The organism is Guyparkeria hydrothermalis, from assembly GCF_023555385.1.
Classification (GTDB): domain Bacteria; phylum Pseudomonadota; class Gammaproteobacteria; order Halothiobacillales; family Halothiobacillaceae; genus Guyparkeria; species Guyparkeria hydrothermalis_A.
Window position 1 is genome coordinate 907,732 of the sequence record NZ_JAJSED010000001.1, and the last position, 21,218, is coordinate 928,949.

22 protein-coding genes are annotated in these 21,218 nt (G+C 63.9%); 12 read left to right on the forward strand and 10 right to left on the reverse strand.

What is annotated here, in order from left to right; translation table 11 throughout:
• Window positions 1-82: 82 nt before the first annotated feature.
• The 3 genes from LV476_RS04165 to LV476_RS04175 all read right to left on the reverse strand — a co-directional run bounded on the left by LV476_RS04165 (window position 83) and on the right by LV476_RS04175 (window position 2,780).
• Complete coding sequence (locus tag LV476_RS04165) at window positions 83-1,252, reverse strand: histone deacetylase family protein (RefSeq protein ID WP_250073735.1); 1,170 nt, start codon at window positions 1,250-1,252, stop codon at window positions 83-85.
• 148 nt (window positions 1,253-1,400) lie between these two features.
• The gene (locus tag LV476_RS04170) at window positions 1,401-2,306 is read right to left on the reverse strand and encodes a formylmethanofuran dehydrogenase subunit E family protein (RefSeq protein ID WP_250073737.1); all 906 of its coding nucleotides are present in this window, start codon (window positions 2,304-2,306) and stop codon (window positions 1,401-1,403) included.
• A 156-nt stretch (window positions 2,307-2,462) separates the two neighbouring features.
• On the reverse strand, window positions 2,463-2,780 hold the full coding sequence (locus tag LV476_RS04175; RefSeq protein WP_250073739.1) for a cupin domain-containing protein: 318 nt from the start codon (window positions 2,778-2,780) through the stop codon (window positions 2,463-2,465).
• Between the two features lie 157 nt (window positions 2,781-2,937).
• Here LV476_RS04175 and LV476_RS04180 point away from each other — a divergent pair, with 157 nt between their 5' ends.
• On the forward strand, window positions 2,938-3,135 hold the full coding sequence (locus LV476_RS04180) for a CsbD family protein (protein ID WP_250073741.1): 198 nt from the start codon (window positions 2,938-2,940) through the stop codon (window positions 3,133-3,135).
• A gap of 147 nt (window positions 3,136-3,282) precedes the next feature.
• Here the strand turns inward: LV476_RS04180 and LV476_RS04185 are convergent, their stop codons facing one another.
• The 4 genes from LV476_RS04185 to LV476_RS04200 are packed head-to-tail and all read right to left on the reverse strand — an operon-like array spanning window position 3,283 to window position 5,573.
• Window positions 3,283-4,485 carry a PqqD family protein gene (locus LV476_RS04185; protein WP_250073744.1) on the reverse strand — a complete coding sequence of 401 codons (1,203 nt, stop codon included), beginning with the start codon at window positions 4,483-4,485 and terminating at the stop codon, window positions 3,283-3,285.
• Window positions 4,485-4,796 carry a hypothetical protein gene (locus LV476_RS04190; RefSeq protein ID WP_250073746.1) on the reverse strand — a complete coding sequence of 104 codons (312 nt, stop codon included), beginning with the start codon at window positions 4,794-4,796 and terminating at the stop codon, window positions 4,485-4,487. The genes LV476_RS04185 and LV476_RS04190 overlap by 1 nt, the downstream gene beginning before the upstream one ends.
• A 43-nt stretch (window positions 4,797-4,839) precedes the next feature.
• On the reverse strand, window positions 4,840-5,034 hold the full coding sequence (locus tag LV476_RS04195; RefSeq protein ID WP_250073748.1) for a hypothetical protein: 195 nt from the start codon (window positions 5,032-5,034) through the stop codon (window positions 4,840-4,842).
• An 8-nt stretch (window positions 5,035-5,042) separates the two neighbouring features.
• Window positions 5,043-5,573: a GNAT family N-acetyltransferase gene (locus tag LV476_RS04200; RefSeq protein ID WP_250073750.1), complete on the reverse strand. Its 531-nt coding sequence runs from the start codon at window positions 5,571-5,573 to the stop codon at window positions 5,043-5,045.
• 611 nt (window positions 5,574-6,184) lie between these two features.
• Here LV476_RS04200 and coxB point away from each other — a divergent pair.
• From coxB to LV476_RS04240, 8 genes are all read left to right on the forward strand, one after another.
• Entirely contained in the window at window positions 6,185-7,324 is a 1,140-nt protein-coding gene (gene coxB / locus LV476_RS04205) for a cytochrome c oxidase subunit II (protein WP_250073752.1), read from the forward strand.
• Window positions 7,321-8,952 carry a cytochrome c oxidase subunit I gene (gene ctaD, locus LV476_RS04210; protein WP_250073754.1) on the forward strand — a complete coding sequence of 544 codons (1,632 nt, stop codon included), beginning with the start codon at window positions 7,321-7,323 and terminating at the stop codon, window positions 8,950-8,952. The genes coxB and ctaD overlap by 4 nt, the downstream gene beginning before the upstream one ends.
• A gap of 95 nt (window positions 8,953-9,047) precedes the next feature.
• A complete protein-coding gene (locus tag LV476_RS04215) occupies window positions 9,048-9,827 on the forward strand; it encodes an SURF1 family protein (protein ID WP_250073756.1) in 780 nt (259 codons plus the stop codon).
• Window positions 9,828-9,841: 14 nt separating this feature from the next.
• Entirely contained in the window at window positions 9,842-10,402 is a 561-nt protein-coding gene (locus LV476_RS04220) for a hypothetical protein (protein ID WP_250073757.1), read from the forward strand.
• A gap of 4 nt (window positions 10,403-10,406) precedes the next feature.
• Window positions 10,407-11,462: a COX15/CtaA family protein gene (locus LV476_RS04225; protein ID WP_250073759.1), complete on the forward strand. Its 1,056-nt coding sequence runs from the start codon at window positions 10,407-10,409 to the stop codon at window positions 11,460-11,462.
• Window positions 11,459-12,385, forward strand: coding sequence for a heme o synthase (gene cyoE / locus LV476_RS04230; protein WP_250073761.1), 927 nt, complete (start codon window positions 11,459-11,461; stop codon window positions 12,383-12,385). Before LV476_RS04225 ends, cyoE begins: the two co-directional genes overlap by 4 nt.
• 26 nt (window positions 12,386-12,411) lie before the next feature.
• On the forward strand, window positions 12,412-13,281 hold the full coding sequence (locus tag LV476_RS04235) for a cytochrome c oxidase assembly protein (RefSeq protein ID WP_250073763.1): 870 nt from the start codon (window positions 12,412-12,414) through the stop codon (window positions 13,279-13,281).
• A gap of 4 nt (window positions 13,282-13,285) precedes the next feature.
• On the forward strand, window positions 13,286-13,882 hold the full coding sequence (locus tag LV476_RS04240; RefSeq protein WP_250073764.1) for an SCO family protein: 597 nt from the start codon (window positions 13,286-13,288) through the stop codon (window positions 13,880-13,882).
• A gap of 48 nt (window positions 13,883-13,930) precedes the next feature.
• Here the strand turns inward: LV476_RS04240 and LV476_RS04245 are convergent, their stop codons facing one another.
• Window positions 13,931-14,779 carry a nuclease-related domain-containing protein gene (locus LV476_RS04245; RefSeq protein ID WP_349666010.1) on the reverse strand — a complete coding sequence of 283 codons (849 nt, stop codon included), beginning with the start codon at window positions 14,777-14,779 and terminating at the stop codon, window positions 13,931-13,933.
• 97 nt (window positions 14,780-14,876) lie between these two features.
• Here LV476_RS04245 and LV476_RS04250 point away from each other — a divergent pair, with 97 nt between their 5' ends.
• Window positions 14,877-15,764, forward strand: coding sequence for a cache domain-containing protein (locus LV476_RS04250; protein WP_250073766.1), 888 nt, complete (start codon window positions 14,877-14,879; stop codon window positions 15,762-15,764).
• A gap of 41 nt (window positions 15,765-15,805) precedes the next feature.
• Here LV476_RS04250 and LV476_RS04255 read toward each other — a convergent pair whose 3' ends face one another.
• Together LV476_RS04255 and LV476_RS04260 are read right to left on the reverse strand one after the other, a co-directional pair.
• Window positions 15,806-17,122, reverse strand: a complete 1,317-nt coding sequence (locus LV476_RS04255) for a DedA family protein (protein ID WP_250073768.1) — start codon at window positions 17,120-17,122, stop codon at window positions 15,806-15,808.
• 465 nt (window positions 17,123-17,587) lie between these two features.
• Entirely contained in the window at window positions 17,588-18,250 is a 663-nt protein-coding gene (locus LV476_RS04260) for a hypothetical protein (protein ID WP_250073770.1), read from the reverse strand.
• A gap of 387 nt (window positions 18,251-18,637) precedes the next feature.
• Between LV476_RS04260 and LV476_RS04265 the strand changes: the two genes are divergently transcribed.
• Together LV476_RS04265 and LV476_RS04270 are read left to right on the forward strand one after the other, a co-directional pair.
• Window positions 18,638-19,960 (forward strand): MFS transporter, encoded by a 1,323-nt coding sequence (locus LV476_RS04265; RefSeq protein ID WP_349665993.1) that lies wholly within the window; start codon window positions 18,638-18,640, stop codon window positions 19,958-19,960.
• Window positions 19,961-20,150: 190 nt separating this feature from the next.
• On the forward strand, window positions 20,151-21,206 hold the full coding sequence (locus tag LV476_RS04270; protein ID WP_250073773.1) for a mechanosensitive ion channel family protein: 1,056 nt from the start codon (window positions 20,151-20,153) through the stop codon (window positions 21,204-21,206).
• Window positions 21,207-21,218: the final 12 nt, after the last annotated feature.

Sequence of the window (21,218 nt, forward strand, 5' to 3'; positions counted from 1 at the left end):
GGGTCGCGACCGATTGCTAGCGCACGGTCAGCGGAGATGTGTCTTCCGCATGCCCCGGTCATTTTCCCTGCCGGGCATCACGTCATTTGCCCTTCGAGGCCGGTCTCCGGCCCGCAGCCCCACCCAACGGCCGGTAACCGAGTCGGGCAATGGTGTTGGCGTGAAATCGTGCCGCTTCCGCCACGGCGGCACAGCCTTCATCCTCGGGCAGTACGTTGATCGCTGCGATCGTGTGACCGGCCAACGCACGGATGGCGGCATGGGCGCTATCGGCCAGTCCCTGAGGGTTGTAGCCACCCTCGAGCATCAGTACCAGGCGGCTATCGCAGAGCTCTTCGGCCAGGGCGCAGACCCGCTCGGTGAGCGCGGCATAGCCGGTCTCGTCCATGGCGCAGGTCTGGTCGAGGTAGTGGCAGTCGAAACCGGCGGAAATCAGGATGAGGTCGGGCTCGAAGGCCCGCGCCGCCGGCTGGATCACCTGTTCGAACACAGCCAGCAAGGCCGCGTTGCCGCTACCCCGGGGGAGCGGCACATTGAGATGGAATCCATCACCGGGTCCGGTTCCGGTTTCCTCCAGATGCCCCGTGCCGGGGTAGAACGGCGCGGCGCAATGGCTGTCGACGACCAGCACGTCGGGCCGGTCATAAAATATGGCCTGCGTGCCGTTGCCGTGATGCATGTCCCAGTCCCAGATCATCACGCGGGCATGACCCAGGGCGGCTCGCGCGTGCGCGGCGGCCACGGCGATATTGTTGTACAGGCAAAAGCCCATGGGGTGGTCGGTGGATGCGTGGTGGCCCGGCGGGCGCACGATACAGAACGCGTGCCGGTCATCACCCTCGGCAACCGCCTCGACGGCGCTGATGCCGGCGCCCGCCGCCAGCCGCGCGGCCGCGACGCTGTCGGGTGATACCGCCGTCGTGTCCTGTGCAAGCCAACCCGAGCGACCGGCCAGCGATTCGATATAGGCCAGGTACGTGCCCGTATGCACGCGCTGCAGCTGGGCGGGGGAAGCGGCCGACAGTGTTCGCCACTGCAGGTCGTCGATGGGTTCGGCCCAGAGGCGATCGACGATCGCGGTCATGCGTGTCGGGCACTCGGGATGGGTATAGGTTTCCAGGCTGGCATCGGGGTATTGATGCGCGATCATCGTCTTGACGGCATCGCTCCATTCCGGGTGATCCGCGTCCCAGCCAGTTGGATTGTGAGCGAGCATGCGCGCGTCGTAATAGACCAGCATCGACTCCTCCATCTCGGCCCCTCGGGGACGGTGTGGGACTGCACCGACTGGTCGAGCGACAGGTGATACGCAGTGCCCATCGAGCCATGGGCGACAAGCCGGATTGACCGCTTTTGCAATCCGTAATGGGTAACCGCCCGCGACGGATCCCGGTGGCCGCCTAGTCAGGCATTTCCGCCTCGTCCTCCGGCACCACCGGCCGGCTGCGATAGGGATAGTTCTTCAACCGGGTGTCGCCGCGCGTGTGCGACTTGGCGACGGTCTTCTCGGGGTCGATCCAGTCCTCCCAGCGGAAGTCCTCGATCACCTTGGCCTGGTAGCTCTCCCCCAGCGGGTGCTCGAGGATGTCGTTGATGTGCTGCCACTGGTAGTGGCGCATCAGGTCGACCTGGTAGGGCGTCGGATTGCCGCCCGCCTTCTTGACCACCGCCTTGAGCGCCTTGACCTTCTCCATCGACACCTTGGGTTGCCAGTCGATCTCGCCAGGCAGTACCACCGGCTCGCCGGGAATATTGTTGATGCCCTTCTTCCAGGTGGCGAGCACCGCCGTGCCGGTATCCTCGCGATAGAGAAGGATCGCGTGGCTGTAGTCCTTGTCCCTGAAGAAGCCGAGCGTGCCGTACTGCATGCGTGCACCGGTCAGGTACGCGACCGCGTCCGACCAGCAGGGCGAGGTGCCGCTGATGCCGCGCAGCACGCTGCGGTCGATGATCCCGTCGGGAAACAGCGTCTGAAAAGCCACCCAGGCAGCGTTGGCCGCGTGCGTGGTGCCCTCGCAGTCGTGGCCGTGGAAACGCACCAGGTCCTTCAGGGTGACCGGGTAGGTGTAAGGGTAGTAGCGCCCCTGCGTGCCGCGCGTCGCCAGCATCTGGAACACCGGCGCGTGGGGCTTGGCCACCATCGAGGCGTACCAGGTCGGCTCACGATCCGGTGCCTCGACGCCCGTCTCGACGAACATCGTCCGCCCCTGCTCGAAGGTCGGCTCCCCGGCGAACCCGACCGATGACATGCCCAAAAGGCCGATCGCAGCGAATGAGGCGATCACGGTTTTCCAATTCGGTTTCATGGCACGGACCCTCCACGCAAGCCCCTTCAATCGTGGACAGGTCTCGCAGCTCATGCGCCGTCATGCATACCCTGCCCTTGGCCGAGCATAGGCCGCAATCGAGCGAAAACAACGCCGCCCCTCAGGCACTCGCGAAAAAGCCAGGCCGGCGCCGGCTCAGTCGTAATGAACCGCCAGCCAGATTGTGTCCTCGTCCGGCGCCGTCCAGGCGACGCGATGGCGACGATGCGCGGCAATGCTCAGGTGATCGCCAGGACCGAGGCTGACCTCCTCGCCATCCTCGAACGCCACCACGCCGCGCCCCCTGAGCACCACCACCCACTCGTTGCGCGGCTCGTCGTACCAGCCGGAGGCCGGTGAAGCGTGACCCCGCGAAACGATGCGCTCGACCGTGACGTTGCCGGCCTCGACCAGGGCGTCGAACCATTCGTCCGGCAGCTGCGCGGGCAGGTTTTCAAACAGATTCGCCGTCATGCGCCCTCCATCATTGCGTAACGTTCCTCGCCCCGAGACATACACGGTCAGGCGCGCACCCGCTTTTGACAATAGCCAGGCTCATTACTAGCTTCCGGAGGTCGTTCGCCCCACCGGAGGGCGATGACCCATTCTCCAATCTCTGGGAGGAACTCTCATGGCTTCAGACCGCATCGAAGGCAACTGGAAACAGCTCAAGGGCCGCATCAAGCAGGAATGGGGACAACTCACCGATGACGACCTGGACGAGGCCGAGGGTCATCGCGATTACCTGATCGGCAAGGTCCAAGAGCGCTATGGCATCGCAAAGGAGCAGGCACGGGAGCAGGTGGAAGCATTCGAACGCAAGCTTTGAACTTCCGCTCGACGGTCGCTGATCCCTGAGATCAGCGACCCGATCAACCCTCTCCCCTCTCAAGCTCACAGCCCGTCACTACGGGCCGCGGCTATTCAAGTACACGACATTCGAATGCCGCCAACACGACGGCACGAAGTCGCCCCTTCAAGCAGAGACAATCAACTGGGCATCGTTAAGCTCGGCCAGCAGCGAACCCACGTCGGCCTCGATGCGCGCCGGCGACACATCCGGGAAGTGTTCGACGAGCAGTTCACTCACCTCCCTTCCGGACATCGCCTCCTCCTGCAGCAGCCCCCAGACCAGATGGCCAGTGCCGTTCAGGCGGTGGATGGCACCACTGGAAGGCTCGATCAGGAAACGTTCGTCGCCCAGTTCGTATTCACGCAGGCCCGACGCCACGCACCAACGATCATCGATAGCCACCGGTGCGGCAGTCGATCGAGCCGGGGATTCTTCCCACTGGGCGCCGGAGGCCTTATCGATGCTGTCGATGACCCCCGGAAGCGACGTGCGCAGGCAGCGGGCCGCCGCCAGGGGCTCGGGGTAGCGCAGCAATCGGCACGGCAATGAACGCATGAGGGGAAGGAAACGCTCCATCAGCGCCTCGCTGGGCAGATCGTGGGCGAAATGCTGGCGCAACAAGCGGGTGAGCCCCTCGCCCGGCGCCAGCGGGACGAGCTCCGGCTTGCCGAGTTGCTCGTCACGCTCCAACAGGACCACGGCACCCAGCGGCAGGCTCTCGCCGTGACGCGCGAGTTGCCCTTCCGGCAGGTTCAGATAGCGATAGCGGTGATCTTCCGCCGCGGCGTGCGCGGCGGTGTAATTGTGAAGGGCGACATCCACCGCCGGAGGCGTGGGAAGCGGCAGGCGCAGTCGAGGCGAGATGCCCAGCGCCATGCCTCGCCCACCGTCCTCGAGCACCAGCACGTCGTCACCGAACACTCGCAACCCGCCACCGGCAAGCGCCGCGACCAGGGTGCTCTTTCCCGCACGATGCGTCTCCGGGAACAGCACCAGACGGCCGTTGATTTCCACCGACGCGCAATGGAGCCCGACCAGATCGGGGTGCAGGGACAGATACCGTTCGACCAGGTCCGCAGTGACACTGCAAACCGCCGCCACCGGCGATTCGTGCGTCACGCCCTGGGGGTAATTCGGGGAGATTTGGCGGCATGCCGGCGCGTCACCGGCAATGCGGATGTCTGGTGCCGGACCTTCGCCCTCGATCACCGTCATCCGCCAGCCCGGCAGCGCGGTCTCGAGGAGGCTCGGAAACTCCGGGCACCCGGATACGCGGATTACCCGACCGAGGCCCGGCAGGAGGATGTCACGAACGCCACCCGGCATTACCAACGGCTGGGATGCAGGAGGATGTTGAAGTGCATGCTGCTGTCGTGGTGATCGTGGTGGTGGCGACGCCGACGACGGTAATCGTCGTGATAGTAGTGACGCTCTTCGTAGTAGTGATGATCGTGATGCCCACTCGGCCGGCTGTAGCTCGGGTGGGAATAATGGCCGTGATGCCCGCCGTGATGAGGCGGCGCCGCCCGAGCGACGTTGACCAACGTCGGCGCGACATAGGCGCCGGCCACGCCCGCGCCCAGCGTTACTAACAGGCGGCGACGACGATCGATACGGTTCGACTTGTGGTCACTCATAAGGAATCCCCTTGTCACGGTTCATGGTGATCCCGGCCATTCGTCACGAGGCCGCTTCATCCTTCGGACAGCCGAAGAACCGGAAAGTGCCAAAGATCGCCCCAGGGTGCACCACGACAGGATTGCCGACCGCTCGATACGACACGAAAAAGCTGCCGAAGAACACGGTCTTGCCGCGCCACCCCGCCAGCCGGCAGCCGGCAGCACCGATGCCGGTCGAACCGATCGCCGCGCGCATTCCCGTCGTTAACGAGTCTCCGGCGGCAACATCGGCCGTGCAGGCCGGAATGCTTCATGGAACGAGACGACACCCCGAGGGACACGGCCCTCGAACGGCAGGACGAAGAAGACCTCGGCCGGCACCCCATCGACGGCAAGATCCGTTGGGTGCCGGAAACCGAAGCGGGGGTAGTAGTCCGGGTGGCCGACAAGGCAGCACCCGCGGGCGCCGAGGCGTTTCAGGCTCGCCACTCCTTCGCGGATCAGGGCCGCACCGATGCCCTGGCGCTGGCAATCGGGGCGCACGGACACCGGTCCCAGCGCGTACCAGCCAGGTGCTCCGTCGGAGATCGTCACCGGCGAGAAGGCGATATGGCCCACCACTTCGCCATCACACTCGGCTACCAGGGAGACGGCCAGGGCCCCGGCGGCTCGCAGCACCTCGATGACGTACGGCTCGTTGTGGTCACTGATCTCGAGCGGCGCGAAGGCCGCCTTCGTGACCTCGCCGATCGCCTCGGCATCAGTGGACGTCTCGGTGCGGATGATGAAAGGCATACCCACGGCTCCACTGGAACGGTTGAGAAGCGCCCACCCGAGGCCGGGCCGAAACGCGCCGTGGGCGCCGGAACGTTTTTCGTCACCGGTCCGGCCACATGATCTGTCACGGACATTATCCGGAAAATCAATACACCATCCGGAAAATAAATATAACCCGTTCGAATTACAGACGGGCGCCCATATTTCCCCGAAAACATAACCGCAACTTTAGTACGGTTATTCCGTCGAGAAACGCGGCCGTAAATCACCACCACTCGCCGATAGAAAGACGCGAACCCGCACCTTCACCGGATGCCGCAGAAGCCCCGTTAGCGCGCCATTTCGCCTACAGTGGATACATCCGCCAGCCGCACAACGTTACCGATCAGTCACTTGCGACCAAGACATGACGCACACCGTATTTGCCGCCCACTCGTTAATTCGTGTAGCTTCCGGAAACTGAAATTAGGTTGTACTAAGAACCCGAAACTGTGATAAGAAGTTACGAGCCTAAGCAGGCGAGTCGATTCACCAGTTAACTACATAATGGTTTTCTAATTTACTGAGCAACGGTTTCCCGATCCCCGTCCACCCCAATTCCGAGAGCTTTCAAGCCAAGGAGGGCCACAATGATGTGGAAAAAACTGCTACTGGTTCCGATAACCCTGATCACAGCGGCCCAGGCCGCTGCGCAGGAGGAACCAAGCGCCTTCAACATGACCCGCGGCGTCACCGAAATCAGCCGCGACGCCTTCGACATGCACATGCTGCTTTTCTGGATCTGCGTGGCAATCGGCGTTGGCGTATTCGGCGTCATGACCTGGTCGCTTATCCGGCATCGGCGCTCCCGCGGTGCGAAGGCATCCAAGTTCTCGGAAAACACCACCGTCGAGGTGGTCTGGACCATCATTCCGGTCCTGATTCTCGTCGGCGTAGCCGTTCCCGCTACAGCCGTGTTGATGAAGACCAACGAACCAGCACCTGAGCCGGACGTCGTCGTCGACGTCCACGGCTCCCAGTGGAAGTGGGAATACGTCTACCCCGACGAGGACATCTCCTTCGTCAGCAACCTGGCCTCCGGCAGCCGCGATGCGAGCCAGATGAACGCCAAGGAGAACCCGGCCGACAACCCCAACTACCTGCTGGATGTCGACAACCCTCTCGTCGTGCCGACAGGCAAGGACGTTCGGTTGCGCATCACCAGTGACGACGTGATCCACGCCTGGTGGGTACCGCAGCTGGGCTTCAAGCGGGACGCGGTTCCCGGCCAGTTCAACAATGCCGACATCCGTATCGACGAACCCGGCACCTACCGCGGCCAGTGCGCCGAGCTGTGCGGTTCGGGGCATGCCTACATGCCCGTCGTCGTGGAGGCGGTAACACCCGAGGAATACGACAAGTGGGTGGCCCAGAAGCAAGAGGCTGCCGCCAAGGAAGCGAAGCAGGCTTCCGCTCCGTACAACTTCGAGGTGGCCATGAAGCAGGGCAAGAATGTCTACGACTCGGCATGTGCCTCCTGCCACCAGGCCAACGGCAAGGGCGTCCCGGGCACCTTCCCGGCGCTGGAAGGCGGCGAGATCACCACCGGCCCGGTGGACGGCCACCTGAAGATCGTGATTCACGGCAGCGAGAAAAACCCGGTCATGCAGGCCTACGGCGACAAGCTGAGCGATCGCGAGATCGCAGCCGTGGTCACGTATGAACGAAATGCCTGGAGCAATGACACCGGTGACCTGGTCACCCCGGAAGCAGTGGAGGCGGCACGATGAGTCAAACAGCGGATTCCGTACTCGATCAGATGGAACACGAACACAGTCATCACGGGCCGCGTAAGGGCCCGCTGCGCTGGCTGCTGACGGTCAACCACAAGGACGTCGGCACCATGTACATGGTGCTGGCCCTGGTGGCCCTGCTCGTCGGCGGCGTCATGGCGCTGCTCATCCGGGCCGAGCTGTTCCAGCCGGGGCTGCAGCTGACACAGCCCCAGTTCTTCAACTCGCTGACCACTATGCACGGCCTGACCATGATCTTCCTGGCGATCATGCCGGGGCTGACGGGCCTGGCCAACTGGATGGTGCCGTTGCAGGTCGGCGCGGACGACATGTACTGGCCGCGCGTCAACAACTGGGCGTTCTGGATGCTGCCACCGGCGGCGATCATGTTGTGGATCGGCTTCTTCATGCCGCAGGGCGCACCCGGCGGTGGCTGGACCCTGTACGCGCCGCTCTCGTCGACCTACGCCCCGCCGTCGATCGATTGGGTGATCATGGCGATCCACATCATGGGCATCTCCTCGATACTCGGCGCACTGAACATCATCCTCACGATCCTGAAAATGCGCGCCAAGGGGATGCGGCTCTGGGACATGCCGCTGTTCACCTGGACCTGGCTGATCACCGGCTTCCTTCTGCTGCTGGCGATGCCGACCCTAGCGATCGCGGTCACCATGCTCCTGACCGACCGGCACCTGGGTACAGCCTTCTTCGATGCCACCAACGGCGGCGACCCGGTGTTGTTCCAGCACATCTTCTGGTTCTTCGGTCACCCCGAGGTCTACATCATGATCCTGCCGGCCTTCGGCATCGTCTCGGAGATCGTGCCGGCCTTCAGCCGCAAGCCGCTGTTCGGCCGCACGTCGATGATCTGGGCCGTGATCGCGATCACCTTCCTGTCGGCGATCGTCTGGGCGCACCACATGTTCACGGTGGGTCTGCCGGTCGAGGCGCAGGTGCTGTTCATGTACACCACGATGCTGATCGCGATCCCCACGGGCATCAAGATCTTCAACTGGGTCGCCACCATGTGGCGGGGGTCGATGACGTTCGAGGCACCGATGCTGTGGGCGCTCGCCTTCATCTTCCTGTTCACGATCGGCGGCTTTTCCGGGCTGATGCTGGCCGACGTGCCGGCTGACTACCAGTACCACGACACCTACTTCGTCGTAGCGCACCTGCACTACGTCGTGGTGACCGGCTCGCTGTTCGCGATCATCGCCGGGGTCTACTACTGGCTGCCCAAGTGGACCGGCCACATGTACAACTCGGCACTCGCCAAGTGGCACTTCTGGTTGTCGGTGATCTCGGTGAACGTCACGTTCTTCCCGATGCACTTCGCCGGTCTGGCCGGCATGCCGCGCCGGATTCCGGACTACCCGCTGCAGTTCATGGACTTCAACATGATCTCGACCGTGGGCTCGTTCGTCTTCGGCTTCTCCCAGCTGCTGTTCATCTGGCTGATCATCCAGTCGGTCCGTGGTGGCAAGAAGGCGGGCGACCGTCCCTGGGATGGCGCGAAAGGTCTGGAATGGACCCTGCCCTCTCCGCCGCCGTACCACACCTTCACCGAGCCGCCGTCTCCGCAGACGGTTCGCGAGGAAGGCCCGCACGGCTATCACTGAGACGGACCTGAGCGAACTCGGCCACAGGCGCAATGAACGGAATCTCGACGCCAGTGAAGAACTCTCGCGGCGGCGCCACATGGCGAGGAGCGAACATGGCAACGGCCAGGGACAACCGAACGGCAGACCTCTCCGGTGAGGCTGCCTCGGTGACGGGGGCCTCTCCCCGGGGCCGTCGATTCCGACCTGCCCTGGTGCAAACCCTCGCCACGCTGGTCCTGCTGCCGGTCTTTATCGGGCTGGGTAGCTGGCAGGTTCAGCGGGCGGCGGAAAAGCAGCAGTTGCTCGAAGCCGAGTCGGCGGCCAGGCAGGCCGCACCGGTACCCGCCGGATCACTCGGCCCGACCAACGTGCCGTTGCACGCCCGCGCCAGTGGCCAGTACGACGACCACCTGTTCCTGCTGGATAACCGGGTACGGAACCGGCAGGCGGGCTACGAAGTGCTGGCCCCGTTGCGCATCGCCGACGACGAGGCGGTGCTGGTCAACCTCGGCTGGGTGTCGCAAGGCGAAAGCCGTCAGCAACTACCCGCCGTCGAGGTGCCAGCGGGAACGGTGCATGTCACCGGCCTGGCCATGACGCCCGAAGCGCCGCCGTTCGCCTTGTCCGATCGTGAAACCTTTGCCACCGGCTGGCCCAAGGTAGTGCAGACCGCCCTGCCCGAAACGCTGGAGAAGGAACTGGGCTTCGGGCTACGACCGGTCGTGCTCTACCCCGACGGGTCGGAGGTCGCGGCACACAAGGTCGAGGTCATGCATGAGTTCGGGCCGTCACGGCACCACGGCTACGCAGCGCAGTGGTTCGGATTCGCGATGGTGCTGATCATCGTCTACCTGTGGCACGGCCTGCACCGGGGCAGACAAAGGAGAAACTGAAATTGGATGCAGTGATGACGAATGCCAATCGACGGCAGTGGACCATTCTTCTGAGCCTGGCGGCGGTCTTCATCCTGCCACTGGCCGCATCGTGGACCATGTACACCCTCCAGCCGTTCGAGAAACGCGGCGGGCTCGAACACGGCGAGTTGATCACTCCCGTCGAGCGGGTGCCGGTAGCGGGACTGACAACGCTTGACGGCGAGCCGGTCGACCCCGGCCTGTTCAAGGGTAAATGGACCTTGCTCCACCACGTGCCCGCCGGCGAGAACCAGGTCGGCTGCGACGCAGACTGCCGTTCGCTCATGGACACCCTCCGCCGGGTTCGCCTGGCGCAGGACGAAGCGATGCGGGCCGTGCAACGGGTCCTGCTGGAGCCGGCTGGCACCGGTCAACCCGCGGATTTCGACAAGGGCTTGCAGGTGCTCGAAAGCAACCAGTGGCCGCTGAAGAAAGGATCCGTCTACGTGGTGGATCGGCAGGGTTTCCTGGTGCTGCGCTACGACCCCGGGTTCGATCCGCAGGGGTTGCTGGAGGATCTCGAACGCCTGTTGCGTCTGGCTGGGGAGGCTTGACGTGGTGGACTTCAAGTCTGCAAAACAGCGCGCCGTCACCCAGGGCGACGGACGCACCTACCGCCGACTGACGTATCTCGCCACCATTCTCGCCCTGGTGGTGGTCGTGCTTGGCGCCTACGTGCGGATGACCGACGCCGGCCTGGGCTGCTCTGACTGGCCGGGTTGTTACGGCAACCTCACGGTCAGCTCGCCGGAGACCAACGGAACCCAGGTCAACGCGCTGAACCCCGACCAGGCGCTGGATGCGGGCAAGGGCCTCGACGAGATGATGCATCGCTATGCCGCCGGCGCCCTCGGCCTGCTGACCCTGATGCTGGTGGGCATCGGCTGGTGGTACAAGCGTCACCGCGCCATTCTGTCCACCCTCGCCGCGCTGTTCGCCTTCGAGGCCCTGCTGGGCATGTGGACCGTGACCATGCAGCTCAAGCCACTGGTGCTCACGGCCCATCTGCTCGGCGGGCTGGCCGTGCTCTCCATGCTCTGGTGGATATGGCTCGACAACCGCCACCGCTGCCTGCGCACGGCCGGGGCGACCCAGTTGCCGAAATCAACGGTGACTCCCGGCATGCGCGTGTTCGCCCTGCTCGGCCTGGTCTTGCTGATCGCCCAGATCTTCCTCGGCGGCTGGACCTCGACCAACTACGCCGGCCTCGCCTGCACCGGCTTTCCCGCCTGCAACGGCGAGTGGTGGCCATCAGCTGCCGACTACAGCGGCGTGTTCGGCCCGCATGAAGTCAAAGGTCTGCAGACCCCCGGCCTGATCGCCACCCAGTGGCTGCATCGACTGGGCGCGCTGGTGGTGTTCGTCGTCCTACTGGTCCTGACGATCAAGGTGAGCCGCATCGCCCCCAGACTGGCCCTTGCCGTAGGCACCCTGCTGGGCGTACAGATCACGATCGGCGCCGCCAACGTCCTGTTCGGCCTGCCACTGGCAACGGCCGTCGCCCACAACGCGGCGGCAACGCTGTTGCTGCTGGCGCTTCTCGCCCTCAATCACCACCTAAACAATCCGCTGACCCCCGCGATGGGTCAGGCACCGAAGGGAGTGTGCACATGAATGTTCGAGCACAGACGGTCGCTGCAATTGGCGCCTTCCCCTGGCGCGGCTATTTAAAGCTGTGCAAACCCAAGGTCGTCTCGCTGGTTGTGTTCACCGCACTGGTGGCCATGCTGCTGGCCGCCCCGCCGGGGGATCTGCCCTGGACGCTGCTGGTGGCCGGCACCGTCGGCATCACGCTCGCCGGTTTCTCGGCCGCGGCCTTCAACCACGTCGCCGACCGCGAGATCGACGCCGCGATGGGCCGCACCAAGGCCCGCCCACTGCCCACCGGGGATGTCTCGAGAACCGCGGCGACCGTTTTCGCCGCCTTGCTCGCCGGGGCCTCGCTGGGGCTCCTGTGGTTCGCGGTCAACCCGCTGACCGCTGTCCTGACCATGCTCACCCTGGTCGGCTACGCCGTGGTCTACACCCGCTACCTCAAGTGGATCGGCCCGCAGAACATCGTGCTCGGGGGCGCCTCGGGCGCGGCACCGGCCCTGCTGGGCTGGACCGCCGTCACCGGCCAGGTCGGCTGGGAGGCCATCGCCCTGTTCCTGATCATCTTCGTCTGGACGCCGCCGCATTTCTGGCCGCTGGCGATCGCCCGGCGCGCGGAGTATGCCGCCGCCAAGGTGCCGATGATGCCGGTCACCAACGGCGTGGCGTACACCAAGCGTCAAACCCTGTACTACGCGATCGCCATGCTCCCCGTGAGCCTCCTTCCGGTCGCCGTGGGCATGAGCGGTCCGGTGTACCTGGTCGGCGCCACGCTCCTGAGCGGGAGCTTCATCCTGCGCGCCTGGCGGCTGATGCACACCGACAGCGACAAGCAGGCAATGAAGCTGTTCGGCTTCTCGATCACCTACCTGACCGCGCTGTTCGCCCTGATGCTGGCCGATCACTACCTGCCGCTCGGCTCCCTGCCGACGGTAATCGGATAAGTTGACGGGCTGATGAGGCACCGACCATGACGCTGCCCACCGTGCTCGAGGAAAGCCTCGCCTTCCTCCTGCCGTACGAATTCTCGCCGACGGTGCTGCTGGTCTGTGTCGCTGCCGGCCTGCTCTACCAGCGGGGCTGGCGACGTGCGGGCGGTGGCATCGGCCAGGCGGTGATGTTCTGGATCGGGCTTGTCGGCATGTACGTCATGCTGCAGACCCAGTTCGAGTACTACGCCCAGCACAGCTTCTTCATGCATCGCTTGCAGCACCTGGTGCTGCATCACGTCGCCCCGTTCCTGATCGCCGTCTCGGCCCCGGCAGCGATTCTCGGCGCCGGTCTGCCCGAGGTCGTCCATCGTCACGTCGTGGCGCCCATGCGCCGAAACTGGCTGCTGCGTCACCTGTACGCCGCCATCCAGGAGCCACTGGTATCGGGCGCGATCTTCGTCGGCCTGATCTACTTCTGGCTGATCCCGTCGATCCACTTCTACGCCATGCTCAACGTGCCGCTATACAACGCGATGAACTGGGGCATGGCCATCGACGGGCTGCTGTTCTGGTGGATGATCTTCAACCTGCGCGCGCCGGGCGTGAGCGACTTCCGCCACTACGGCTACCGCCTGCTGGTACTGGTCCTGGTGATGTTCCCGCAGATCGCGCTGGGCGCCTACATCGCCCTGAGCGACCACGACCTGTTTGGCATCTACGCCGCCTGCGGGCGCATCCTGCCGATCACTCCCCTAGTGGACCAGTCGATCGGCGGCCTGCTCACCTGGGTGCCCGCTGCGATGATGAGCGTCGTTGGCGGCCTCGTGCTGATATACCGCTGGAAGCGCCAGACCCAACAGCTCGACAACCCCGTTTCCCCCACCCCCAACCTTGGCTGCGCGAGGTAAAAGCGTGTCGCGATTCAAGACCCTTCTGACCGTTTGCCTGTTCCCGCTGGTGCTGCTCGGCTGCAGCGAGGAGCCACCGGGTGGCTGGCACGGCCACGACATCACCGGCGTCATGCCGGACCTGGAGTTCGAGCTGACCGACCACAACGGCGAGCAGGTCACCGCCGAGAAGTACCGCGGCAAGGTGAAGCTGATGTTCTTCGGCTACACCAGCTGCCCGCACGTCTGCCCGGTGGCCCTACGCAAGCTGGCCGCGGCAACCCGGGACCTGGGCGACCAAGCCGACCAGGTCGAGATCCTGTTCGTGGCGGTGGACCCCAAGCGCGACAAGAAGGTGCTCGACGAGTACGTCGCCGGTTTCAACCCCAACCTCGTCGGCCTCACCGGCACGCAGGAACAGCTGAAGGAGGTCGCGAAGCGCTACCGTGTCGCCTTCAGCTACGAAGAACCGCAGGAGGACGGCTTCTACATCGTCAATCACAGCGGGGCGGTATTCGTCTTCGGCCCGCAGGGCAAGACCCGTCTGTTGATCGACGAGGAAACCAAGACAGCCAATATCACCGAGGACCTCCGGCACCTGATCGAGCAATCAGCCGGCTGATTGCGTACCGGCGCCGGCGAGCGTCACCCTCACCCGCCGCCTCTTTCATTACTCGACATCCTGCCTGGTTCGACAGGCGGGGAACGTCGAGCATCCCCAGAAACGCTTGCCGACATTCGCCCCGCGTTTCACCGTCCGCAACACCATCTCGCTACCGCACTTGGGGCAACGTCTCGCGGCATTCGGATCGGCGCGCATTTTCAGCTGAGCCACATGCTGACGGTGCGTGGCACGTGTCGCGGCCAGCCGACCAGACCTGATCGCGGCAATCACCTGCCCCACCTGCTCCTCGTTGAGCACGGGCGTTCCAAACGAGCGGATGTAACGCACGTAGCCGCCGCCCGCCGTCACGTTGGCGGGCATTCGTGTCTTGAACGTGCTGTTGCTGGTGAAGACTACGACGGAGTGAATCACCTCGGCCGGCAGGTCGAGCATCGCCTCAATCGCCTTGACGTGCTTGTAGTTCTGCCGAAGCGGATTCTGGAACGACACCGTCTTCCGGTAGATCTTCTGGGTCCATTTCGCCTGGTTCTCGCCGCCGAAGATCCAGCCCTTCATGTGCTTCGTCTCGACCACAAAGATGCCAAAACGCGAGACGAAAACGTGATCGATCTGCGTGGTGCCGTCCGGCGTGCGTAGAGTGACATTGTGCAGCGGGTGGTAATCGTCGGCGGGCAGCCGCCACCATGCGGTGACCCTCACCAGAAGCTCGCCGAACATGCCCTTGAACCAGGGCGTTTTGGCCAGGGCAAGCACCACGGCAAGCGGGATCACCCACCACAAGGTACCGAACGCATTCAGGATCGCGGGAAGGAAGTCCATTTCGACGGTTATCCGGAAAAATCGAAGCGTATACCAACCCGGCGGACTGGAGAACAATGATGGCCCCATGCCCATCACTCACGGACAAACACCTGTCCTCCCGCGCAAAAGCCACGCCGCGCAGTACTACTCTTGTTCACATCCCGTCATGACGATCGATCGGAGGGTTGCCGTGAACAGCTGGTCCAGATATCTACTTTCGCTGCCTCTGTTGCTGGGCTCCTCCGTGCTCGCTGCCCAGGACGCCTCCCTTCCACCCTACGAGATGGAAACCACGCGCGAGACGGTCAGGCTCGTCGAGGACGCGGCCGATGCCGTCAACCGCAAAGGGGAGTCGGTCTTTGCGGCGTTTCGTGAGCCGGGGAGCCGCTGGTACCGGGGTGACCGGTATCTCTTTGCCTGGGACCTGCAAGGCAACCGCAAGGTCTACCCGCCGGACCCCGAGCACGAAAAGCAGAACCTGATCCGTCTGAAGGACGTCGGCGGCAAGCCGATCGGGCGGATGTTCGTCAGGGCCGCCAAAGAAGGCGATGGCAAGGGCTGGGTGCACTACCAGTGGAATCGCCCCCACGACCTTCAACCGATCTGGAAATCGACCTACATCGTGCGTGCCCACTCGCCCTCCGGAACCGACTACCTGATCGGTAGCGGGGTGTACCGGGGCGGCATGGAGAAGGCCTTTCTCGTCGAAGAAGTGGAGGCGGCCGCCGATCTGCTGCGACAACAGGGAAAGGACGCATTCCCCACCCTGCGCGACCCCACAAGCCGCTTTTTCTTCCATGACACCTACGTGTTCGTCACCGCCGACAACGGCGTGGAGTTGGTCAATCCCGCCTTTCCCGGCATCGAGGGGCGCAACCTCTGGGATGTCCGGGACAGTACGGGCAAATACCTGGTGCGCGAGTACATCGAACTGGCCAAGGAACAGGGCCATGGCTGGGTGACCTACCACTGGCCGCGGCCAACCCAGCCTCAGGCAGATGCCCTCAAGACCACCTACGTAAGGAGCGTCGAGGTGGGTGACGAGACACTTATCGTCGGTGCAGGCATGTATCAGTAACGTCCGCCGGCGAGTGAACCGGACCGGGTAACCAAACGCCCTTACACGTCAGGTTCAGTCCGGGAATCCAGTTCGGAGGTGTGATGGGCCAGTTGCTCACGGAGGGCCTCTAGCAGCAGTTCGACCACCGTGGCCCACGCTATCCCCAGCGCCAGCCCCAAAACGATTCCCGACGGTGCGGCCCAGCCTGCCACGAGCGTTCCCAGCCCGACGGCAAAGAGGACGAAGGTGCCGATGCCGGCGCAAAGCACCGCGGCCCGCCAGTTCCACATCCTGAAAGTGAACGCCGTGGTTTGAACCACGAGAGCTGCCGCAGCCGTGACGGGTACCGAAGGAAACTCCGCATTCGGGACCACCCCGGCCAGCGCGAAGCGATCGAGCACATAGGCGCCGCCGACTGCGAAGGCGAGACCGAAGCCGATTCGAAGCGCCGCGCCCCACCCCGCACGCCAGAGCACGAACGCCATTAACGGGATCGCCACCGCAAGAATCCCCGGCCAGTGAAACGCCTGGAGACCGCCGCGCGCGAACGTGACGGCCTGGTCCGTTCTCACCTCACCAATCCATTCGAGAACGGGAAAGTCGACCAGCGCGAGGCCGCCGACCGCCCATGTGTGGCTGAGCACCAGGACGATACCGCCAACCGAGCCAAACAGAGCGAGGAAGCTAAACGTCAGGCTCAATCCATGGGCCATGCTTGGACTGAGCCGCCGAGCCAGCCAGCGAAGACCCGGGGCGAGCGTGCGGGCGATTCCGTCGGTGCCGGTAACGCGCAGAGCGACGAGGAAGACCTCTTCCACCCGTCGCCGGTTTGCCGCGATGCGGACCGCCACCCAGCGAATGACCAACGCGGTGATGAAAAGGATCAGTATCAGAAGAGCGGCCGTCCCAGTCACCTCCTGCAGAACGTCCCAGGATGCCCCGAGCACGACGCCGAGCGTGCTGAACGTAACCGCCCAGGCCACGCTCGCCGGCACGTCGAACAGCAGGAACCGGCGATAGGACAACTGCGAGGCACCAGCGAGAAAAGGCACGATGATTCGGGTGGGCGTGGAGACTCGGCCCAGCACGATCGCCCACTCCCCTCTGCGCTGCATGAAGCCCTGCACGTGCCGGATGGACGGGCCGAAGAAACGCTGCAGGGGCGCCCATTCAAGCACTCTGGCGCCCCAGTGGCGGCCGATGAAAAAGCCCGTCGCATTCCCCAGGATCGTGGCAAACACCACGACACCCACCAGCGGGCCCATCTCCACCTGACCACGAGAAGCGAGGATTCCGCCGATCACCACGGCGAGCTCTCCGGGTGTCACGAAGCCGAGAAAGAATGCGGCCTCGGCCCAGCACAGCACGCCCAGCACGACATAGATCGTCAGGGGCGAGAGCTGCAACGCCGATTGAAGAAGATCGTCGATGAGTGCCCCCGTGTGCGGTTGAGAGATAGCCGAAAAGTATAGCCAGCACCGACACGATATACCTCCGTGTACTCGGTCCCGGTGAGGAAATCTCGGATCAGGGCGTCCTTACCCGTGCGATCCCCATGGTTAGGTGGATCAACCACCACGTTGTTCCACGTGCACTCAGGATCGCGGGAAATAGGTTCATTGGGTCGATGCTCCTGGAAAGGGCGGAGGTCCGACTCCGTCGCCGTCGTTGCCGAGCCTCATAAGGCGACGATGGACACCGGCGCCTCTCGGATAGCGATTGCCTCCGTTCATACGGTCACCGCAGGAAGGCGGAGATAGCAACGCATCCGGCGTTATGAGACTGCAGGAACTGGCTGACGGGATCCCCGTTGTGGCAGGCGGCGAGCAGATATTCGGCCGCTAGCGCGCGATGAGCCTTTCGCCTCCTTCACCTTCTTCCAAGCCCCCGACGGGCCTGACACGCCACCAGGCCCAGACAGCGCTTCCCTCGATCGCGCAACCCAGCCGCCGCAGCCACTCGGCAACCTTGTGATTGGAGTTGTTCCAGAATGCATACGGCTCGGGATGCTCGACAAAGGTCAAATCGTAGACGGCGTTGTACTTCGCGCCGGCGGCGTTTGCCCGATGATAGGCCTCGAGTGAGGAACGCAACGCGGTCACCCGGTCCATGTCGACCGTCACCTCATGGATGTCCTGGATGCCGACGCGAAGCCCCTCCCGCACGCCCTGCTCCGTCGCAGGCTCGCCGGTGAGGCTGCGCCCCAGGCCGGCACGGCTCGGCCAGAGCAGGGCCCGGCTGGCCTCGATCGTCCCCGTATCGATCTCGGCATACCAGCCCCAGTCACCGTAGGCATAGCGAACGAAACCATGCGCGTGCGGGAGCACCAAACTGGAATGGCGACCATGGTCCAGCACCAAGACAGCCTGCGGGCGATCCACCGACTCCGGGGGCACGATGGTGGTGGCGCACCCGCTGGACAACAGGACGGCACTGCTCGCCAGGGCGATGAAAGAGGACGGCGCGGAAAGGCGCTGGAAGGTTGCCGTGATTCTCATCGACATGGGTCCGATCATGAGCGAAACGGCCGCCACTGTCTCCCGGCATAGAGCAGACCGACTATCTCGACGGGGCGACTGCCCCCTCGCCTCCCGCACAGTGTCACCCAGGCGGCCACGAGAGTTATGCATCCACGAGGGTCACAAGGCGCCCCTTGCCCCAAATCGAGGGGAGGCACGCGGCGAGTCTCAACACGGTAGACCGAGCCAAGCGCCCCATCAGGCGCTACATTCGCATCAGTGAAGGCCCTGGACAGCGCCTTTTTTCGCCACCGGACACCTTGCCCGATCACATCGCCGCTTTCGGGCCCGGCAACGAACCCGTAAAAGCCGAACCCGCCGGGCTTTCCGGCCCCAGGGGCGCAGCACCAGTCGCTTACGCCGGGCCAGCCCGTGTGGGTCGAGCACCCGAATGAGGCCGATAACGGGATACAGCTTTCTATGTGGAAAATCCTGACCGACAAGAAAGTGCTCTCCTGGGCGATGTACGACTGGGCCAACTCGGCATTTGCGGCCGTCATGCTCGCCAGCATCTTCCCCGTCTTTTTCAAGGAGTATCTGAGTGCCGGTCAATCCGTCACGACCAGCACGTTCCATCTCGGCATGGCCAATTCCATCGCCGGCATCGTCATCGTGTTGCTCGCACCGATCCTAGGCGCCATCGCGGATGCTGGCGAGGCCCGAAAACGCATGCTGCTCTCTTTTGCTGCATTGGGAATGATCATGACTGCCGCGCTCTACGGCGTGGCACAAGGAGCCTGGTTGGCTGCAGCAACCTTATATGTTCTGGCTGTGGTCGGCTTTATGGGCAGCGTGATCTTTTACGATGCCCTTATCGTCAAGGCGTCTCGGCCAGAGCATTACGACCTGGTATCCGGCTACGGCTATGCGCTCGGCTATCTGGGGGGCGGGATACTGTTGAGCGTCGATATTCTGATGACGGCCTACCCGACCTGGTTCGGCTTTGTCGACAGCACCGAGGCCGTGCGTTTTGCCTTTGTCAGCGTCGCCATCTGGTGGGCGGTGTTCACGCTACCGCTACTTTTCAACCTGCCGGCCGACCGGGGCGGAGCCCGGGTCGGCCTGAAGCGTGCCGTCACGGGCGGTTTTCGCGACCTGTACAAGACCTACCGCGATATCCGGCAATACAAGTTGGTCTGGTTGTTCCTGGTGTCCTACTGGCTGTATATCGATGGCGTCGACACGGTGGTGCGCATGGCGATCGACTTCGGCCTGTCCATCGGCTTCGACAGCCAGGATCTGATCGTGGCGATCCTGATCACCCAATTTGTCGGCTTTCCCGCGGCGCTGCTATTCGGGCTGCTCGGCGAGCGGATTGGCCCCAAGGCGGGGATCCTGATTGCCCTGGGGGTCTATTTGCTGGTCACGATCTGGGCCTACTTCATGCAGCAGGTCCAGGAGTTCTACATGCTCGCCGTCGTTATCGGCCTGGTGCAGGGCGGGGTGCAATCCCTGAGCCGATCGCTGTATGCAAGGATTATCCCGGCCGACAAGGCCGGCCAGTTCTTCGGCTTTTACAACATGATGGGCAAGTTTGCCGCCGTGATTGGCCCGGGGTTGATCGGAACGGTGGCTTTCCTGACGGACAGCTCGCGTCTGGGCATTCTGTCGGTGATTGCCCTGTTCCTGGCTGGCGCCCTGTTGCTGTGGAAGGTCGACGTCCGGGAAGGCGAGCGCATCGCCCGCCGTGCGTAAGATAACGCAGGCGCGTTTATTGTTCCGGCCGGGTCGAGCCTCACCCTTGCCCGGCTCGCCTCTGCGCGAGTGGAGTCTATAGTTCGGAGACACCGATTTCTTTTGCCAACCACGTTGCAGGTGTCGCGGAGTGCCCACCCAGGCCCGTCTGGAAACGGCATTCCGGACCGCGGCCCCGAGGAAGGTTGTGATGAACCCCCTGGAATGGACCATTGGCCAAATCAACCTGATGGACGCCCTGGTTGCCGCGAGTGTCGCGCTGGGCGTCTTTGCCCTGCTCTTGGTGGCCCAGCGCGTACTCCTCGCCCGCTGGGCCAAGTTCGCCGAACACACGAGCAACTCCCTCGACGATGATCTGGTGGCGGTACTGCGGCGCACCCAGTGGTGGTTCCTGCTGGTGGTGGCGCTTTACCTCGGCACGCTCTACCACGACCTGCCGCCCCAGGGCGACCAGTTCGTCCAGTCGGTGACCGTGCTCGGCCTGCTGGTGCAAGCCGGCTTGTGGTCCAGCACCTTTCTCGTCCAGCGACTGGAGCGCTACCGGCTGAAACGGCGCGAGACCGACCCCGGCAGCGCCATGACCCTCAGCGCGGCCGGCTTCCTCGGCCGCATCGCGCTGTGGTCGTTCGTCCTGCTGCTCGCCCTCGACAACCTCGGTATCAACGTCACCGCCCTGATCGCCGGGCTGGGCGTGGGCGGCATCGCCGTCGCTCTGGCGGTACAGAACATCCTCGGCGACCTGTTCGCCTCGTTGTCGATCGTGCTGGACAAGCCCTTCGCCGAAGGCGACTTCCTGATCATCGACAGCCTGATGGGCAACGTGGAACACGTGGGGTTGAAGACCACCCGCCTGCGCAGCCTGTCGGGCGAGCAGCTGGTGTTCTCCAACTCCGACCTGCTGCAGAGCCGCATCCGCAACTACGGGCGCATGCACGAGCGGCGCGTGGTGTTCGAGATCGGCGTGACCTACCAGACCCCGCGGGCCAAGCTGGAAATCATCCCCGAGATCATGCGCGAGGCGGTGGAGGCATCGGAGGGCACCCGCTTCGACCGCTCCCACTTCAAGGCCTACGGCAACTTCTCGCTCAACTTCGAGACGGTCTATTACGTACTCAGCGCGGACTACGCTCAATACATGGACGTCCAGCAGGCGGTGAACCTGCACATCCACCAGCGCTTCGAGGAAGAAGAGATCGAGTTCGCCTACCCCACCCAGACGGTGTTCATCGCCTCACCCAACACCTGATCCGAGTTGGCA

Bases quoted from the DNA above. Each gene is read 5' to 3' on its own strand.
- LV476_RS04185 (WP_250073744.1), bottom strand. From the start codon at position 4,485: ATGCCGGGTGGCGTTCGTGACATCCTCCTGCCGGGCCTCGGTCGGGTA.
- LV476_RS04260 (WP_250073770.1), bottom strand. From the start codon at position 18,250: ATGTCGATGAGAATCACGGCAACCTTCCAGCGCCTTTCCGCGCCGTCC.
- LV476_RS04170 (WP_250073737.1), bottom strand. From the start codon at position 2,306: ATGAAACCGAATTGGAAAACCGTGATCGCCTCATTCGCTGCGATCGGC.
- ctaD (WP_250073754.1), top strand. From the start codon at position 7,321: ATGAGTCAAACAGCGGATTCCGTACTCGATCAGATGGAACACGAACAC.
- LV476_RS04215 (WP_250073756.1), top strand. From the start codon at position 9,048: ATGGCAACGGCCAGGGACAACCGAACGGCAGACCTCTCCGGTGAGGCT.
- LV476_RS04200 (WP_250073750.1), bottom strand. From the start codon at position 5,573: ATGCCTTTCATCATCCGCACCGAGACGTCCACTGATGCCGAGGCGATC.
- LV476_RS04175 (WP_250073739.1), bottom strand. From the start codon at position 2,780: ATGACGGCGAATCTGTTTGAAAACCTGCCCGCGCAGCTGCCGGACGAA.
- cyoE (WP_250073761.1), top strand. From the start codon at position 11,459: ATGAATGTTCGAGCACAGACGGTCGCTGCAATTGGCGCCTTCCCCTGG.
- LV476_RS04220 (WP_250073757.1), top strand. From the start codon at position 9,842: ATGACGAATGCCAATCGACGGCAGTGGACCATTCTTCTGAGCCTGGCG.
- LV476_RS04165 (WP_250073735.1), bottom strand. From the start codon at position 1,252: ATGGAGGAGTCGATGCTGGTCTATTACGACGCGCGCATGCTCGCTCAC.
- LV476_RS04190 (WP_250073746.1), bottom strand. From the start codon at position 4,796: ATGAGTGACCACAAGTCGAACCGTATCGATCGTCGTCGCCGCCTGTTA.
- LV476_RS04235 (WP_250073763.1), top strand. From the start codon at position 12,412: ATGACGCTGCCCACCGTGCTCGAGGAAAGCCTCGCCTTCCTCCTGCCG.
- LV476_RS04180 (WP_250073741.1), top strand. From the start codon at position 2,938: ATGGCTTCAGACCGCATCGAAGGCAACTGGAAACAGCTCAAGGGCCGC.
- LV476_RS04270 (WP_250073773.1), top strand. From the start codon at position 20,151: ATGAACCCCCTGGAATGGACCATTGGCCAAATCAACCTGATGGACGCC.
- LV476_RS04195 (WP_250073748.1), bottom strand. From the start codon at position 5,034: ATGCGCGCGGCGATCGGTTCGACCGGCATCGGTGCTGCCGGCTGCCGG.
- LV476_RS04245 (WP_349666010.1), bottom strand. From the start codon at position 14,779: ATGGGCATGGGGCCATCATTGTTCTCCAGTCCGCCGGGTTGGTATACG.
- coxB (WP_250073752.1), top strand. From the start codon at position 6,185: ATGATGTGGAAAAAACTGCTACTGGTTCCGATAACCCTGATCACAGCG.